At 67.8% G+C, this 16442-nt stretch carries 12 protein-coding genes; 7 read left to right on the top strand and 5 right to left on the bottom strand.

Going from position 1 to position 16442, the window contains the following annotated elements:
* The first annotated feature begins 191 nt into the window (after positions 1–191).
* The 3 genes from FAB82_RS01535 to FAB82_RS01525 are packed head-to-tail and all read left to right on the top strand — an operon-like array spanning position 192 to position 3106.
* Entirely contained in the window at positions 192–1196 is a 1005-nt protein-coding gene (locus FAB82_RS01535; RefSeq protein WP_136532775.1) for a ScbA/BarX family gamma-butyrolactone biosynthesis protein, read from the top strand.
* Between the two features lie 28 nt (positions 1197–1224).
* A complete protein-coding gene (locus FAB82_RS01530) occupies positions 1225–1878 on the top strand; it encodes an HAD family hydrolase (protein WP_136532774.1) in 654 nt (217 codons plus the stop codon).
* Positions 1879–1909: 31 nt separating this feature from the next.
* Positions 1910–3106 carry a cytochrome P450 gene (locus tag FAB82_RS01525; RefSeq protein WP_136532773.1) on the top strand — a complete coding sequence of 399 codons (1197 nt, stop codon included), beginning with the start codon at positions 1910–1912 and terminating at the stop codon, positions 3104–3106.
* 45 nt (positions 3107–3151) lie between these two features.
* On the opposite strand, the gene FAB82_RS01520 is transcribed toward FAB82_RS01525, so the two are convergent.
* Entirely contained in the window at positions 3152–3469 is a 318-nt protein-coding gene (locus tag FAB82_RS01520; RefSeq protein ID WP_136532772.1) for an ArsR/SmtB family transcription factor, read from the bottom strand.
* 154 nt (positions 3470–3623) lie between these two features.
* Between FAB82_RS01520 and FAB82_RS01515 the strand changes: the two genes are divergently transcribed.
* Positions 3624–5072 (top strand): MFS transporter, encoded by a 1449-nt coding sequence (locus FAB82_RS01515; protein ID WP_211116304.1) that lies wholly within the window; start codon positions 3624–3626, stop codon positions 5070–5072.
* Between the two features lie 16 nt (positions 5073–5088).
* Complete coding sequence (locus FAB82_RS01510) at positions 5089–6597, top strand: FAD-dependent monooxygenase (RefSeq protein WP_211116303.1); 1509 nt, start codon at positions 5089–5091, stop codon at positions 6595–6597.
* A gap of 198 nt (positions 6598–6795) precedes the next feature.
* Here FAB82_RS01510 and FAB82_RS01505 read toward each other — a convergent pair whose 3' ends face one another.
* Positions 6796–8514 (bottom strand): CDP-glycerol glycerophosphotransferase family protein, encoded by a 1719-nt coding sequence (locus tag FAB82_RS01505; RefSeq protein WP_136532770.1) that lies wholly within the window; start codon positions 8512–8514, stop codon positions 6796–6798.
* Between the two features lie 76 nt (positions 8515–8590).
* On the bottom strand, positions 8591–9286 hold the full coding sequence (locus FAB82_RS01500; RefSeq protein ID WP_136532769.1) for a phosphocholine cytidylyltransferase family protein: 696 nt from the start codon (positions 9284–9286) through the stop codon (positions 8591–8593).
* Positions 9287–9493: 207 nt separating this feature from the next.
* On the opposite strand from FAB82_RS01500, the gene ispD reads away from it, so the two are divergent.
* Positions 9494–10231, top strand: a complete 738-nt coding sequence (ispD, locus tag FAB82_RS01495; RefSeq protein WP_211116302.1) for a 2-C-methyl-D-erythritol 4-phosphate cytidylyltransferase — start codon at positions 9494–9496, stop codon at positions 10229–10231.
* A 113-nt stretch (positions 10232–10344) separates the two neighbouring features.
* On the opposite strand, the gene FAB82_RS01490 is transcribed toward ispD, so the two are convergent.
* Positions 10345–11508, bottom strand: coding sequence for a glycosyltransferase family 4 protein (locus FAB82_RS01490; protein WP_168801371.1), 1164 nt, complete (start codon positions 11506–11508; stop codon positions 10345–10347).
* A 406-nt stretch (positions 11509–11914) separates the two neighbouring features.
* Here FAB82_RS01490 and FAB82_RS01485 point away from each other — a divergent pair, with 406 nt between their 5' ends.
* A complete protein-coding gene (locus tag FAB82_RS01485; RefSeq protein ID WP_136532767.1) occupies positions 11915–13357 on the top strand; it encodes a glycosyltransferase family 2 protein in 1443 nt (480 codons plus the stop codon).
* Here FAB82_RS01485 and topA read toward each other — a convergent pair.
* Positions 13354–16179, bottom strand: coding sequence for a type I DNA topoisomerase (topA, locus tag FAB82_RS01480; RefSeq protein WP_425461574.1), 2826 nt, complete (start codon positions 16177–16179; stop codon positions 13354–13356). The two genes, FAB82_RS01485 and topA, sit on opposite strands and share 4 nt — an antisense overlap.
* Positions 16180–16442: the final 263 nt, after the last annotated feature.

The following is a 16442-nucleotide window of genomic DNA, read 5'->3' as shown; positions in this document are numbered from 1 at the left end:
TTCGACGGTGGCCGCCCCGCGGCCCGACTCCGTTAACAGGACCGGAATTTCGGGGCCACCGGAAATTCAGCGCGGGTTCCGGTGCTCCAGTCCTAAAGGACTTGACGGGCTCCGAACCGGTTGGTAACGTTCCGAATGTAGGTACGAAAAAATTCCTATCTACCAACACCCACCCCAAGAAGGATATGCCGATGACTCCACACAGCAGTCTCGACCATTCCACAACCATCTCGCGCGAACTCGTTCACCGCGCCTCTATCGCCGAGGTGTTTCTTACCGGCCACTGCGAAGAGTCCGACGGGTCCTTCACCGTCGCAGGGCAGCTGCCCCGCACCCACAGCTATTACAACGACCATACGACCAGTCCGGCCCAGTACGATCCGCTGCTGGTGTTGGAGGTCTTCCGGCAGACCTGCATCCTCTTCTCCCACAAGGCGCTCGGCGCGCCCATGGACTCGGCGTTCATCTTCGACAAGGGCTCGGTGCAGATCACCGACTGCGACGCCCTGCGGATGGGCGCCGAGCCTGCCGAGGTGATCGTCCACCTCACCGTCACCGACCGGCACTTCCGCGGCAAGAACCTCGCCGGCTGCGCCATCGAGGCCAGCATGACCATCGACGGCCGCGTCTGCGCCCGCACCTCGCTGGCTTGGCGGTGGATGCGCCAGAAGATGTGGAGCACGCTGCGTCGGCGCACGCGCTCATCGCTCGACCTCACTCCTCGCGCGCACCTGACCGGCACGCGACTGCCCGCCTACGCGGTCGGGCGGCACTCCCCGCAGAACGTCGTCCTCGTCGACGCCGACATCACCGACCGTGGCCTCATCTCCAAGGTCACCGTCGACCGCTCGCACCCCGGACTGTTCGACCACCCCCTCGACCACATCTCCGGGGCGCTCCAGTTCGAGGCCCTCCGCCAGACCGCCCTCTACGCCGCGAGCGAGCTGCTCGGGCTCGATCCTCGCTTCCTGGCGCTGACGGACTTCGACACGGAGTTCACGAACGTCGGCGAGTTCGAGCTGCCGACCGACTGCCACGCCGTCACCGCCGGGGTCGAGGGCGACACCGCCTGCTTCGAACTGAGCATGCGGCAGGAGGGCACCGAGATCGCCTCGTCCCGCATGCGTCTGTCCCGCAGCCGCCAGACACCCGCTTCGCTCCCTGACGGCATGTCGGAGCTGGTGGCGGCGCACTGAACCGGCACCAGTCTCCAGGAGACAGCACATGAGCAGACCCGTTCTGTGGTTCGACTTCGGAGGGGTGCTCTCTCCTCCGCTCCCCGACCTCTTCACGCTCTTCGAGCAGAAGACCGGCATCACCCCCGAGCAGATGCACGCCGCTCTGTCCCGGATGGGCGACGACTTCGGCACCGCCGCCCTCGCCCCGATCGAGCTGGGCGCCATGTCGGAGCGGGAGTGGGCCGCCAGGCTCGCCGCAGCGCTCGCCGCCCTCCACCCCGACCTGGACCTCTCCCGGTTGCGGACCGATGGGTTCGGCGCTCAGTGGTTCGAGGGCGTGAGCGCCAACCCTCGTATGACGGCCGCCCTCTGCCGCGCCCGCGACCTCGGCCTGGGGGTCGGAGTCCTGTCCAACAACGTCGTCGAGTGGAAGCCGTACTGGACGGCGATCATCGCCCCGGCCGGCCGGGTCGACAATGTCGTCGACTCCTGCGAAGTCGGGGTCCGCAAACCCGACCCCGAGATATTCCGCCTCGCCGAGAAGGCCGCCGGGGTCCCTCCCGAGGACTGCATCCTCATCGACGACCTGGCCGAGAACTGCGCGGCTGCCGAGGAGTGCGGCTGGTCCGCCGTCCGGTTCCGCGACGACGACCAAATCCTGCGCGAGCTGAGCGCCCTGGCCGGCGTGCACCTCTCCTGACCGATTCGACCTCCCACGTTTGGACACGATCATGACCCCGACCGTCTCGCCGACCATCGAGGGCATACCGAACCTCGACCCGATCCCGACCTTCGAGGTCCTGCCAGAGCGCAGCGCCTCCGGAGTCGCCCAGATCCGCCTTCCCAGCGGACACACGGCGCTCCACCTGACCAAGTACCGCGACGTCCATGCCGTCCTGACCGACACGACATTCGGGCGCACGGCCACCAATGTGGAGGACGGCCCGAGCTTCCTTCCCACGATCATGCCGAAAGAGCTGCTGCTCAACCTCGACGTGCCGGACCACGCCCGCGTGCGGAGCTTCGTGAACGCCGACTACAGCGCCGCCGGAGTGGAGCGCCTGCGCCCGGAGCTGCGTCGGATCCTCAAGGAGCGGTTCGAGGTCCTGCGGTCACAGTCCGAACCCGACCTGTACCGGGACGTGCTCGACGAGCTGCCCGCGCGGGTCAACGGCGTCTTCCTCGGCATCCCTGACGAGGACATCGCCTTCTACCGGCCCCTCGCCCGGACCGTCCAGATCGCCTCCCACGAGCACGTACCGGAGCTGGTCGAGCAGTTCACCGACCTGTACACCTATCTCATCGCGCTGGCGACCGGGCAGAGGAAGCGGATCGGAGGCGGGCTCATCGACCGGTTCGACGCCGGTCGCGACTCCGCCGAGCCGCCGCTCGGCGACCAGGAACTGGTCGGCATCCTGCTCGGGTCGCTCCTCGGCGCCGACCAGAACGTCCTGTCGGTGTCCTCGAAGATCGTCTACGCCCTCCTGTGCCGGCCGGAGCTGTGGAGCCGTCTCGCCGCCGACCCGTCCCTCGCGCCGAAGGTCGTCGACGAGCTGATCCGGCTCATCCCTCTCGGCAACATTTCGGCGTTCCCGCGGATCGCCGGGCGCGACACCGAATGCAGCGAAGGGTTGATCCCCGAGGGGAGCGTCGTCTACCCCGACGCCTTCCGGGCCAACCGCGACCCGGAGGCCTTCGCGGACCCGCTTTCCATCGATCCGGACCGGACCGGAAAGCGGCACCTCCAGTTCGGCTACGGCATGCACCACTGCATGGGCTCCGCACTGGCGCGCATGGAGATCGGCGAGCTCGTCGCGGCGCTCGCGCGAGAGTTCCCCGGCATGGAGCTGACCGCCGAACCCGAGACGCTTCCCTGGGACAGCGGGGTCATCCTCCGCCGCCCCGTATCGCTGCCGGTCCGCTGGTGACCACCTGATGTCGAGCGGCGGCCGGGCCCGGCCGCCGCTCGCGCGTCATCCAGCCCGGTTCTCCACGATCAGGGTGAGCAGTCCGGGGAATCGCCGTTCAATGTCCTGGCGTCGCAACTGGGCCATTCGGCTGTTGCCCAGATCGACCTGCTTGATGAGGCCGGACCCCCGGAGCACCCGGAAGTGATAGGTGAGCGTCGACTTGGAGACCGGCAGTCCGAAGGAGGCGCACGAGCGCTTCGCTCCCTCCTCCGCTGTCGCCAATGTTGCGATGACCTCGTATCGCATCGGATCAGAGAGTGCTTTGAGGATTGTCTGGAAATCCATCTCCTCCGGCAATGGGTGGCCTTCGGCGTCGGGCACGGCGAACTCCTTACTTTTCCTGCAAGCGCCTCTTTCGCAGGCTTGGGCGAGTTCCCCCAGGTTACCGCTTGCCCTCCTCGGGTACCAATGCTACCGTAGGTCCAATAAAATTCATACCTACGAGATCATCACCTCATCTGTGACTGGAGTCCCCGTGCCCGAACCGACCACCGCCCAGAAAACGGCGACCGAGGCCGCGCCCGGCAAGGGAGGCAGCCTGACCCTGGTCGCAGTCCTCCTCGCGGTCTTCGTCGTGCCGACCTCCATCTCCGGTACGGCCGTGGCCCTGCCCCACATCGGAGCCGACCTCGACGCCTCCCCGACCACACTGCAGTGGGTCGTCAACGCCTTCAACCTCGCCTTCGCCTGCTTCACCCTCATCTGGGGCTCGCTCGCCGACCGCATCGGGCGCGTCAAGGCCTTCGCCGCCGGATCGACGATCTTCGCCGCCGGATCGGTGATCTGCGCCGTGGCCCCGAACATCTACGTGCTCGACGGCGCCCGCGCCCTCGCCGGCCTCGGCGGCGGCGCCATCTTCGCCTGTGGCAGCGCGATCATCTCGACCACATTCGAAGGACCCAGGCGCGCCAAGGCCTTCGCGCTCTTCGGCTCCGTCGCCGGCATCGGCGTCGCCGTCGGCCCGACCCTCTCCGGACCCACCGTCGACTTCCTCGGGTGGCGGTGGATCTTCGGCCTCCAGGCGATCCTGTTGGTCCTCGTCCTGGTCGCCGTACCCGTCATGAAGCGCGGCACCGAGGAACGCGTCACGGGCCGACTCGACATCCCCGGCACCGTCGCCTTCGTCGCCGGTATGCTCGCCCTGACCTACGCGATCGTCCAAGGCCCGCAATGGGGCTGGGCCTCCCCGCGGACCCTCGGCGTCGCCCTCGCCGCAGTGCTCCTCCTCGCCTTGTTCACCTACTTCTCCAAACGCAGCGACGCACCGCTCCTCGACCTCTCCCTCATGGGCAACAAGCCCTACCTCGCCTATTCGCTGGTCCCGGTCGCCGCATCGTTCGGCTTCGTCACGATGCTGACCTACCTGCCGACCTACCTCAGCGAGGTCACCGAGGCGAGCGCGACCGCGGCGGGACTCTCCATGCTGCTGCTGACACTCCCCGTCCTCGTCCTGCCCCTCGTCGGCACCACGCTGGTCGAGAAAGGCGTCCGGGCGACCACGGTCGTCTACGCCTCCCTCGCCTGCCTCGTCGTCGGCGACCTGGCGCTCCTCCTGCTCGGACCGGACACCGGCATCGCCGTCATGGCCCTGCCCATGCTGATCACGGGCGCGGGCATGGGCCTCTCGGCGGGCCTCGTCGACGCCCAGGCACTCGCCCAGGTCGAGCCCGCGAAGTCTGGAATGGCCGCCGGGTTCCTCAACACCCTGCGCCTCGGCAGCGAGGCCATCGCCGTGGCCGTGTTCGGATCCCTCCTGGCCGAGCTCAGCACCGACGCGATCGCAGGCGGCAACGCCGCCCCCGCCGCCTATGACGGGGCCTTCCACACTCTCCTGTGGTCCATGGCGATCGTCTGCGCGGTCATTTTCCTCTTCATAGCCGTGCTGGCTCGCGCCGCGCCGCGCCGCGCCGATTCGGGTCGGTGACCCGACGGTGGCCTCCGTGTCCGAGTCCCGCCGCTTCCAGGTCGCCGTCTGCGGCGGCGGCCCCGTCGGCATGCTGATCGCCGCCGAGACCGCCCGCCGCGGCGTCTCGACCGTGGTGGTGGAGCGCAATGAGCGGACCCTGGACGTACCCAAGGCGGGCACCCTTCATGCCCGCACCGCCCAGTCCCTCCATCGCCGCGGCTACTTCCCCTCCCCCGAGATCGGTGCCGCGGACCTCAAAGAGGAATTGACCGCACCGTTCCACTTCGCGGGGATGCCCGGCCTGGCCATCTCCGGACCGGCCGTGGAGGGGCCGCCGATCGTCGGTTGTCCACAGGGCGCGTTGGAGCGGCAGTTCGAATCCGAGGCGCGCCGCGCGGGCACCCGCATCCTCCGCGGCGCCACTGCCACCGCCATCGACGTCCGCGACTCGGGGGTCACCGTCTTCATCGAAGGCACTGCTTCCCCCAGCGTCGAGGCCGACTATCTCGTCGGCGCCGACGGCGCCCGGAGTCTCGTGCGGGCTTCGTGCGGCTTCGAAAGCGATGCCCACGCGCCCCGCAGCAACGCCCTGCTCGGCATGGTCCGGCTGACCGACCCGTTCGCGGCGCCGGCCGGCTGGACCAGGACCGAGCGCGGCTGGACCGTCATCGGCACCAACCCCTTCGGCCACAGCCGCGTCGCCGCAATCGACTTCAGCGGCCCGGGCCCCGACCGGAACCGGCAGCCGACCCTTGAGGAACTGCGGAGTGAGGTCTCCCGCATCGCCGGCTTCGATATCCCGATGACCGATCCGCAACACCTCGACCGTTTCAGCGATTACTCGCGCCTGGCCCGGACCTATCGCAGGGGCCGCGTCCTCCTGGCCGGGGACGCCGCGCACGTGCACTTCCCCGTCGGCGGACAGGGGCTGAACCTCGGTGTCCAGGACGCGCTCAACCTCGGCTGGAAGCTGGCTCTGGCCTGCGACGGCTCCGGCGATGACACGCTGCTCGACTCCTACGACGCTGAACGGCGTCCTCCCGCCCAGCGCGTCGTCGACAACACCCGGGCACAGCTGGCGCTGATGAACCCGGATCCCGCCTGGGACCCACTCCGGGACCTCTTCATGTCCCTCATGGAGCTCGATCCCGTCAACCGCCGCCTCGGCGACATGATCAGCGATCAGGAGGTCTGCTACCCGGCTCCGCCTGGCGCCTCCCGCTGGACCGGCCGGTTCCTTCCCAATCTGCCCTTGCAGGAGGCCAATACCGGTCGGCGCACCAGCGTCTCCGAACTGCTGACGGACGGCAGGCCGCTGCTGCTCCTCTTCGATGACCGCACCGGCGCCGAAAAGGAGACCGCCGCGTGGCACGCCGATCTGTCGGTGGTTCGCGCCGAAGGCCCGCAGCCGCTGCCGTGGACCGCCGTACTGGTCCGTCCCGACGGCTACCTGGCCTGGGCCGATGACGTGCCGGAGAGCAGGCAGGCCATCGAATCCCTGATCCAGACCCTCACCGCCTGGTTCGGCGGAACACCTCGTTGACGGATGCCTCTCCAGTCCCTGCGATACGCCCGTGCGGGTTCGCGCCGAACACACGCGGCGGCTGAATGCCAAAACGTGAAAGCCCCGCCGTCCTCGCGACGGCGGGGCTTTCGCGTTCTCATGGCCGGTGGCTCGACCGGGGAGGTTGGCGGTGGAACGGACTCCGCCGTCACCCGGTGAACCTTCCCGGTCGAGCCGCTAGCTGCCGATCAGCTCGGGTGGGAGAGCCGAGGTGCCGATGGCGGTCTTGTGGACCGGCTTCGCGTAGGTCGCCTTGACCTCGTTCGCGAAGACGCCGATCAGGTCCCCCGGCTCGATGTCGCCCAGGTAATACTCGCGGACCTCGGCGCGGACGGAGGCCTTGGAGTCGGTGACCAGCAGCTCGTCCAGCACCTCCTCCACGTTGTCCGCCTGGGGATCGAACAGGTAGGAGGCCTTCGCCAGCGGGAACTCCTCCAGGTAGTCCTCGCGGAAGCCCTTCGGGTCGGTCATCGCGAACGGCCGGCCGCAGTACAGCCAGTCCGACGCCGTGCCGCTGATGTCCGAGATCGCCACGTCGGCGGCGTTGATGCAGTCCGACAGCGTCACCTCCGACTCGGCCTGCGAGCCCCACAGGTGCGCCCGGCCCGTCGCGGCCGCGTCGGCGGCGATGATCGCCTTGATCTCGTCCGCCAGCGCCTGGTAGGCCGCATTGGTCCGCGTATAGGGGTGGGTGCGGAAGATGACCGTGACGTCCCGCTTCAGCAGGGCCTCCACGATCCGCTTGCCCTCCTTGAGGGACGAGTAGTTCACGTCGGCGGTCAGACCGGTCCAGGTCGGCGTGTACAGCACCACCTGGCGGTCGGACTCCAGCTTGTCGCGGCGCCCCACCTGGAGGTCGTGCAGCTGCGGGCGGCCGATCTTCTTGAACTTGTAGTTCGGGATGTCGACGCCGTGGCGGTGGTAGCGGTCGATGCCGGCCTGCCCGGCGACGAAGACGCGGTCGTACATGAGCGAGACCGGGCTGCGGCTGATGGCCTTGTCGGAGTCGCCGTGCATCAGCTGGGTGTGGATGTACTTGTCCAGCTTGATGAGTTGCGCGTTCTTGACGGCGTGATTGACGTAGAAGGCGGCGCGGACGCTCTCGGGCAGGATCGAGTCGAGCACCGACTGGGCGGGCACGAGCACGATCGGGGCGCTGGTGCGGGCGGCAATGCTGTCGAGCAGGTACCGGTCGCGGACGATGATCATGTACGGGTCGCCGACCTGCTCGAAGTACGGCAGCCACATGTTGAGCTGGTACTCCGACTCGCGGGCGCCGGCGAAGTGGATGACGTACTTCGGCTGGAGCCGCTGGACGGCGGTCATGACCTTGAGGTCGACCGGGTGGGATTCGCGGCGGCGGTGCAGGTAGCCCGAGAGCACGGCGGTGCCGGTCCACCCGAACGCGGCCAGCGCGATCACGAGGAACACCAGGTCGGTGGCGTTCGTGAGCGGCCCGGCGGGGATGTCGGCGAGCACGTACAGGACGGTGAGCGCGTTCATGATGCGGCCGATGGACGGCGGCGTGGTCCACCGCTCGCGCCGGGTGCGTTCGATGTCGAAGCCGACGGTCTGGAGGTAGCCGACGTTGAGCGCCTTGGCGACGATGTCGGCGTAGGCCAGGTAGAGCGTGACGAGGACCCCGGCGATCAGGAGCGGCCAGCGGCCTGCGCCGCCGGAGTACCAGACCTCGATGAGGACGGCGAGCGAGGTGAGCGTGCGGGCGATCCGCATCGAGGCGACCGAGTCGCGGTTGCGCCAGGCGATGGTGCCGAACACCGCGAAGGCGAGCACGAGGGTCACCCAGGGGGTGCCGCGCAGTGCCACGGATGAGATGACGGCCGCCACCGCGAGCAGGTTGAGTCGGATGGTCCTGGACTTGAGCAGTTTCTTCAACTCGCCGTGCCTTAACTCGGGTCTTGCGAGGGGCGCCGCGCGGGCGTCCCTTCGGGCTGGGGGGTGGGTCGGTCGGCTACTTGAAGGCCTGGTTGACGTTCGCGAGGTCCTCGGCGAAGTCGACCTCGATGACGTTGTGCTGCGAGATGTCGACGGCTTCGAACTTGACGCCGTCCTTCTCGATGGCCGCCTCGATGCCGCCTTCGAAGTATTCCTGGTCGTCGACCTCGGCGAGGCGCTTGGCGACGAGGGCGCGGTCGTCGGCGGAGACGTAGTTGATGCCGACGGCCTCGCCGAGGGCGCCTTCGGTGACGCGCTTGGAGAGCTTGTTGATGTAGCCGTCCGCGCCGAGGGTGTACTTCACCTCTTCGTCGGAGACCTTGGCGGTGTTGACGGACACGAAGGAGCGGTCCATGGCGATGTGCGGCAGCAGCAGGTCGAGGACCTGGGGGTCGAAGACGACGTCGCCGTTGAGCCAGAGGACGCCGCCGGGGCCGAGGATGTTGAGGGCCTTGAGGAGGCTCTTGGAGGTGTTGGTGTCGCCGTAGGCCTGGTTGTAGATGAAGCCGACGTCGGGCACCTCCTCCATGATCATCTCCTTCTTGAACCCGACGACGAGGTGGATCGACTGGCGGCTGAAGCGGGAGGTCAGCAGGCGCAGGGAGCGGCCGAGGATGGTCTCGCCGGTGTTGAGCGGCGTGAGCGGCTTCGGGTGCGGCTTGCCGAGCCTGGAGCCGACGCCGGCCGCAAGGATCACGATGTTCGTGGACATATTGGGTGCCACCTCGTTTGAATAGGGTGCAAGATTCGTGCAGTTTACCTAGCTAAACGGGCAATTACGAAAGGCCCAACACCGTATGGACGCGCCGGTCACAGGCGCGCGCTCCCATGGACCCGTCGTCACCGTCTGTACCCCGTTTTGAGGCCGGTATTCTCGCGCTCAGATCACATCCGCGCCCCGAGGCATCAGGAGTTACGCGTGGCCGAGAGTACAGAGACGCCGGTCGCCGTGTTCGCGGTGGTTCTGGCCGGGGGCACGGGCAAGCGGATGGGCGGGCCGGTGCCCAAGCAGCTGCTGGAGGTCCGCGGCAAGCCGGTGCTGGGCCACACGCTGGAGGCGTTCGAGGCCGCGCCGGAGGTGGATCGGATCCTGGTGGTCATGGCCGAGGGCTACGGCGACCAGGCGCGAAGGATCGCGAACGAGGCCGGTGTGACGAAGCTCGCCGACGTGATCGGCGGGGGCGCGTCGCGTTCGGATTCGTCGCTGGCGGCGCTGAGCTGGATCGGCTCCCATGTGGCGCCGGGCGAGGACTGCAAGGTGCTGCTGCACGACGCGGCGCGGATGCTGGTGACCGGCGAGATCATCGCCGAGGTGGCCGGCGCCCTGGACGAGTGCGACGCGGTGACCGTCGCGGTCCCGGCCTCGGACACGGTGATCGAGGTTCACGGGGACTCGGGGATGGAGACCATCGCGGCCGTGCCGGACCGCTCGCGGCTGCGACGCGTCCAGACCCCGCAGGGCTTCCGGTTCTCGGTGATCCGGGCGGCGTATGCGGCGGCCGAGGCCGAGCCGGGCTTCACGGCGACCGACGACTGCTCGGTGGTGCTGCGGTTCCTGCCGCAGGTGCCGGTGCGCGTCGTGCCCGGCGATGAGCGGAACCTGAAGGTCACCGAGCCGACGGACCTGGCCGTGGCCGAGGCGCTACTGGAGCGCTGAGCCGAACCGGCTCCGGCGCGGGCGGGCAGGGACTCGGCCGCGGTGCGGACGCCCGGCGGACGGGCCGGGCCCGCCCCGATCGGCGACCACCCGTCTCGCTCGGCCGTCCGGACTCACTTGGTCTTGAGCAGCTGCTCGAACAGCTCGACGTGCAGGCCGACGACCTGTTCGGGTTCGAAGCGCTTGGCGGTCACGAGGCCTTCTTCGGCGAAGCGGCGGCGCAGCTTCTCGTCGCCCATGAGGCGCGAGAGCGCATTGGCCAGCTGCGTGGGCTTCTTGGGGGCGACCAGCAGGCCGTTCTCCTCGCTCTGGATGATCTCCAGCGGGCCGTGCTTGACGGCGGAGGCGACCACGGGGAGGCCCGAGGCCATCGCCTCGACGATGACGAGCCCGAACGGCTCGAACCGGGAGGGGATCGCGGCGATCGAGGCCTTGCGCCACTCCTCGTCCAGCGGGAAGACCGCGCCGGGCAGTTCGACGCGCGATTCGAGTTCGTATTCGGCGATGAGGCCCTGGAGCTTCTTGCGGTCCTTGCCGCGGCCGAAGATCTTGAGCTTCCACTCCGGATAGTCCCCCGCGACCTGCGCGAAGGCCTTGATGAGGATGTCGAAGCCCTTCATCCCGGTGAGGCGCCCGGCGGTCATGACGACCGGCTCGGCCAGTTCCGAGGGCGGCAGCGGGCTCCCGGGAATCGAGTTGGGGATGCGCACGACCTTGTCGGCGTGCTCGGGAATGGCCTCGCGGTAGATCTTGGCGTCGGCCTCGGTGATCGTGACGATCGAGTCGAGAGAGGGGTATTCACGCAGAATTCGCTCGCGGGTGCCGTCGGAGTAGAAGTCGAGGTACATGTGCTCCTGGGCGACCTTGACGTAGTCGCCGTGCCCGTATTTCGCCATGTACAGGTTCATGCTGACGTGGGTCCCGACCACTACGTCCGTGTCCAGGTCGCGGAGGCACCGCTTGACCTTCCGGTCGAACAGCACGGACGACTCGACCATGTTGTTGACCTTGTCGGAATCCAAGTATGACGGACGCTTCCGCAGAATTTTGTTCATAAGGGACAGTTTGTCGCCGCCCTTGGCGGGATCGCGGACGTCCCAGAGATTGACGATGCGAAGGCGGGGGTCAAAGGGGAATCCGGGTTCGTCCGTGTGCCTCACACAGGAGACGATGGTGACGTCATGCCCGAGGTCAAGCAGCGCTTCAGCCGTATTCAGGGTGGTCTTGATGGTGCCACCGATGCCCCAGATGTTACGGACGAGAAATGTAATACGCATGCCTTCGAAACCCATCTTCGAGACTTATTTTCAAGGACTGCCACTGTTATCCACAACGGACCGTCGATGCTCAACACTAAGCACCCTCCACAATTCTCTGACGCTTTGCGGCACCGCCCGGTTGCCTCCGCGCAAGAAAATAGCCTATCTGTGATTGAAGACGCCCGTAATGCCCCTGGTGGTTGCGTGTCCGATCGCATCCGAATGTCGAATACGACACACCGCAACGAAAGCGCGCGTCCGCTTCCGGCCTGCATCATGGCGGGCCGCCGACGCCCGCCGCGCCGAAATCACCCGTCCGATTCACGTTCTCGTTCACTCAGGGTTCACTGAGCAATTACTATGCCCCTATTGCAACATATGACCCGCTTGTGCTATTTAGCACCGATCCTATCAAGGGGCTTCCATGAACGGCATTCGCGTCAGCGTGGTCACGCCGGTCTACAACGCCGCCGGCTATCTGCGAGAGGGACTCGAATCGGTGCAGCGCCAGTCGTTCGGGCGCGAGAACATTGAACACATCATTGTGGACGACGGCTCGACCGACGGCAGCGACGAGGTGCTGCGGCAGTGGGTCCGGGAGCATCCGGACAACACCCGGCTGATCCACCAGGAGGCCTCCGGCAGCCCCGGCTCGCCGCGCAACCGGGGCCTGGCCGAGGCCCGGGGCGAGTACGTGTTCTTCCTCGACGCCGACGACTGGCTCGGCGACGAGTCGATCGAGCGCCTCGTCGCGGCGGCCGAGAATCACCAGACCGATGTGGTCATGGGCAAGATCGTCGGCGCGAACGGGCGCGCGGACAAGAAGCAGGCCTTCCTCAAGCACCTGCCCCGCACCACCGTGTTCGACTCCTACGCGTTCTGGAGCGTCGGCCCCTGGAAGCTGTTCCGCACCGACCTGCTGCGGGAGCACGACCTGCGCTTCCCCACCGGGATGCTGTTCGGCGAGGACTCGGTGTTCGTGACCCGGGCGTTCCTGCACGCCGAGTCCATCTCCATCCTCAATGACTACGACTACATGTACCTGCGAAGACGCGATGACGGCGGGAACGTCACCGCCCTGGGGCGGCGCGACGCGGCCGCCGCGGCCTACCAGTGGATCAATACCGTGGAGCAGACCTGCGCGGCGATCCGCGAGTTCAATCTGAGCCCGAGGCGGGAGGGCTACCTGTTCAAGCGGCTCTTCCACTTGCAGTGCAAGAGCGCCATCCACCACATGGGACGGGTGAAGGACCGGGAGCGGCAGGCCGAACTGCACGCCCAGATCCGGGGGCTGTTCGAGAAGTGGGGGACCCCGGCGACCGTGCGGGAGCTGAAGCCGGCCGCGCAGGTGCTGTACGCGGCGCTCCCCACCGCGAGCTGCGAGGAGATCGTGCGACTCAAGGACGAGTTCGACACCGTGGAACTGACGGGCCGCTCGGACGGGCTCTTCGCGGCGCACCCTGATTGGACGGAGCCGGATTTCGAGCGGTGGGCGGTCGAGGTCGGTGCCCTGTATCCCTTGCGCGCGGGGATCACCGTCGACGAGCGTCTCGGGGACTACCGGCATCTCCAGGGCAGGTTGACGTTCGCGCACGTGCCGAAGGACCGGGTCAGTGCGGTGCTGCGTTGCGAGCTGCGGGGCACGGACACGGTTCTGGCGTTCCCGGTCGACCAGAGCGACGCGAAGTTCAGCGTCGATGTGCCGCTGCGTGAACTGGCCGCGGCGCAGCAGCGGATTCGGCGCGGCTGGGACCTGTACCTGGAGGTCACCTTCGGCGACTACACGACGAAGGACCTGCTGCGTCTGGACCTGTCGTCGCACACGCGGAGCCGGCTGCGGCGGCTCACCGACCGCCTGCGGCGCTAGTCCTCGCTCTTCGGCGCCGCCTTCTTGGCGGCTTTCTTGGCGGTCTTCTTGGCGGTCTTCTTGGCGGTCTTCTTGGCCGTCGTCTGCTTGGCGGTGGTCTTCTTCGCGGCCTTCTTGACCGTCTTCTTCGCCGTGGCCTTCTTAGCCGTCGCCTTTTTAGCCGTGGTCTTCTTGGCCGCGGTCTTCTTCGCCGCCTTCTTGGCGGTCTTCTTCACGGGGCCGCCGTTCGCGGCGACCTTCTCGCGCCTCTCGGCGAGCAGCTCGGCTGCGCGGTCGATCGTGAGCGTCTCGATGGCGTCGGTCTTGCGGATGGAGGCGTTGGTCTCCCCGTCGGTGACGTAGGGGCCGAAGCGGCCGTCCTTGAGGGTGACCTCCTTGCCGGTGACCGGGTCGGGGCCGAGCTCCTTGAGGAGCGTCTGCGCCTGCTGGCGGCCGCGCGTCTTCGGTTGCGCCAGCAGGTGCTCGGCCTCCTCCATGGTCAGCGTGAACAGCTGTTCCTCGCTGGGGAGGGTGCGGAAGTCGCGCTTCTTCTTGACGTAGGGGCCGTGCGGGCCGAGGCCGGTGCGGACCTCCTCGCCTTCGGCGTCCTTGCCGACCAGTCGCGGCAGGGTGAGCAGTCTGACGGCGTCGTCCAACGTCAGCTCGGAGAGCTTCTGGCCGGTCAGGAGCGACGAGGTCTTCTCGCCCGACATGACGTAGGGGCCGTAGCGTCCGTTCTTGGCGTACACCGGCTCCCCGGTCTCGGGGTGGGTGCCGATCTCGCCTTCGCCGGCGCCGAGCTCGTAGAGCTCTTCGACCTTCCCGGGCGTGAGCTCGTCGGGGGCCATGGAATCGGGGATGGAGGTGCGCTCGCCCGGTTCGCCGGCCTCGGCCTGCGCCGGGGAGGTCCGCTCCAGGTAGGGGCCGTAGCGGCCGACGCGGACGACGACCTTGCGGTCCTCGCCGTCGGTGTACAGCCCGATCGAGTTGACCCCGCGGGCATCGATCTTGCCCAGTTCCTCCTCGACGAGGTGCCGCAGCCCGCCGGAGGCGGCCACGGTCCCTTCGCCGGCGTCGCCGCCGAAGTAGAAGGCTCGCAGGAATTCCACGCGCTGCTCGTTGCCGGCGGCGACCGAGTCGAGCTCGTTCTCCATGCCGGCGGTGAAGTCGTAGTCGACCAGGCGGGCGAAGTGCTGCTCCATGAGGCCGACGACGGCGAACGCGAGGAAGGAGGGGACGAGGGCCTGGCCGCGTTTGAACACGTAGCCGCGGTTCTGGATGGTCTCCATGATGGACGCGTAGGTGGAGGGGCGGCCGATGCCGCGCTCCTCCATGGCCTTGATGAGGCTGGCCTCGGTGTAGCGCGAGGGCGGCTGGGTGGTGTGCCCGGCGGCCTCCAGGCCCCGTTCGGCCAGGTGCTGGCGCTCGGTGAGCTCGGGGAGGCGCTTCTCGGTGTCGTCGGCGTCGCCGTCCTCGATGGACTCGACGTAGGCGAGGAGGAACCCCGGGTTGGTGATGGTCTTGCCGGAGGCGCCGAAGTCGGCCTCTTCCCCGGAGGTGGAGACGCCGCGCGAGCGCACCGATGTCGAGTTGCCGGTGGCGTCGACCATCTGGCAGGCGAGGGTGCGGCGCCAGATGAGGTCGTAGAGGCGCCAGTCCTCGGCCTGCAGCTGGCCCTTGAGCTGCGCGGGGGTCTTGAACTTGTTCCCGGCGGGGCGGATGGCCTCGTGGGCCTCCTGGGCGTTCTTGACCTTGCGGGAGTAGCGGCGCGGCTCGGCGGGCACGTACTGGGCGCCGTAGAGCTCGGCGGCCTGGGCGCGGGCGGCGTCCACGGCCGTGTTGGACAGGTTCGTGGAGTCGGTCCGCATATAGGTGATGTGGCCGTTCTCGTAGAGCCGCTGGGCGACCCGCATCACCTGCGCCGAGGAGAGGCGGAGCTTGCGTCCGGCCTCCTGCTGGAGCGTGGAGGTGATGAACGGCGCGTAGGGGCGGCGCCGGTAGGGCTTCTTGTCGACCTTGAGGACGGTGAAATCGCGGCCTTCGAGGCGGGTGGCCAGGCCGCGGGCGCCGGCCTCGTCGAGGTGGACGACATTGCCCTTGACGCGGCCGGTGGCGGAGTCGAAGTCCTTGCCGGTGGCGACGCGGTCGCCGTCGACGGCGATGAGGGAGGCCTTGAAGATCTGGCCGTCGTCGGTGGCGAGGTTCGCCGAGACGTCCCAGTAGTCGGCGGAGCGGAAGGCCATGCGGAGGCGCTCGCGCTCGACGACGATGCGGGTGGCGACGGACTGGACGCGCCCGGCCGACAGCCGGGGCATGACCTTCTTCCACAGCACCGGGGAGACCTCGTAGCCGTAGAGGCGGTCGAGGATGCGGCGCGCTTCCTGGGCGTCGACCAGGTCCTGGTTGAGCTCGCGCGGGTTGGCGACGGCCTCGGCGATGGCCTGCGGGGTGATCTCGTGGAAGACCATGCGCCGCACCGGGATCTTCGGGTTCAGCGTCTCCAGCAGGTGCCAGGCGATCGCTTCGCCTTCGCGGTCCTCATCGGTGGCCAGATAGAGTTCGTCGGCTTCGGCGAGGTAGCCCTTGAGTTTCTTGACGTGCGCCTGGCGGTCGGGGTTGACGATGTACAGCGGCGCGAAGTCGTTGTCGACGTCCACGCCGAGCCGCGACCAGGCCTTGTCCTTGTACTTCTTGGGGATCTCCTTGGCATTGCGCGGCAGGTCGCGGATGTGCCCGAGGGAGGAGTCGACGATGTAGCCGGGACCCAGATACGAGGAGATCGTCTTGGCCTTCGCCGGGGATTCGACGATGACCAGGCGCTTGAGGTCGGCCACTGCTCCCACCATTCACTCGGGTTCACTGAAAAAATTCGCACTCGAATCGTTACGGTAGCTCACGCTCCAACGGTTCGTCCCCTGAGTATGCGTGTGCCCCGGCCCGAACGGACCGGGGCACACGTGGATTCGTCTCGGCTTTCAGGGTTGCCGAAGCGTCTGATTCGCCCCGGAACTAGGGGGTGTGTGGTGGTGCCGGAAGGCCTGGCTCCGGCCCATTTGCCCGCTCGCTGCGTTGTCGGGCTCCCAGATCCAACACCGGGATCTGGAAC

Origin of the sequence: Glycomyces buryatensis (genome assembly GCF_004912275.1) — a bacterium.
Taxonomy (GTDB): domain Bacteria; phylum Actinomycetota; class Actinomycetes; order Mycobacteriales; family Micromonosporaceae; genus Glycomyces; species Glycomyces buryatensis.
Note: the sequence above shows the minus strand (reverse complement) of the source record. Positions and strands in the feature narration are given on the sequence as shown.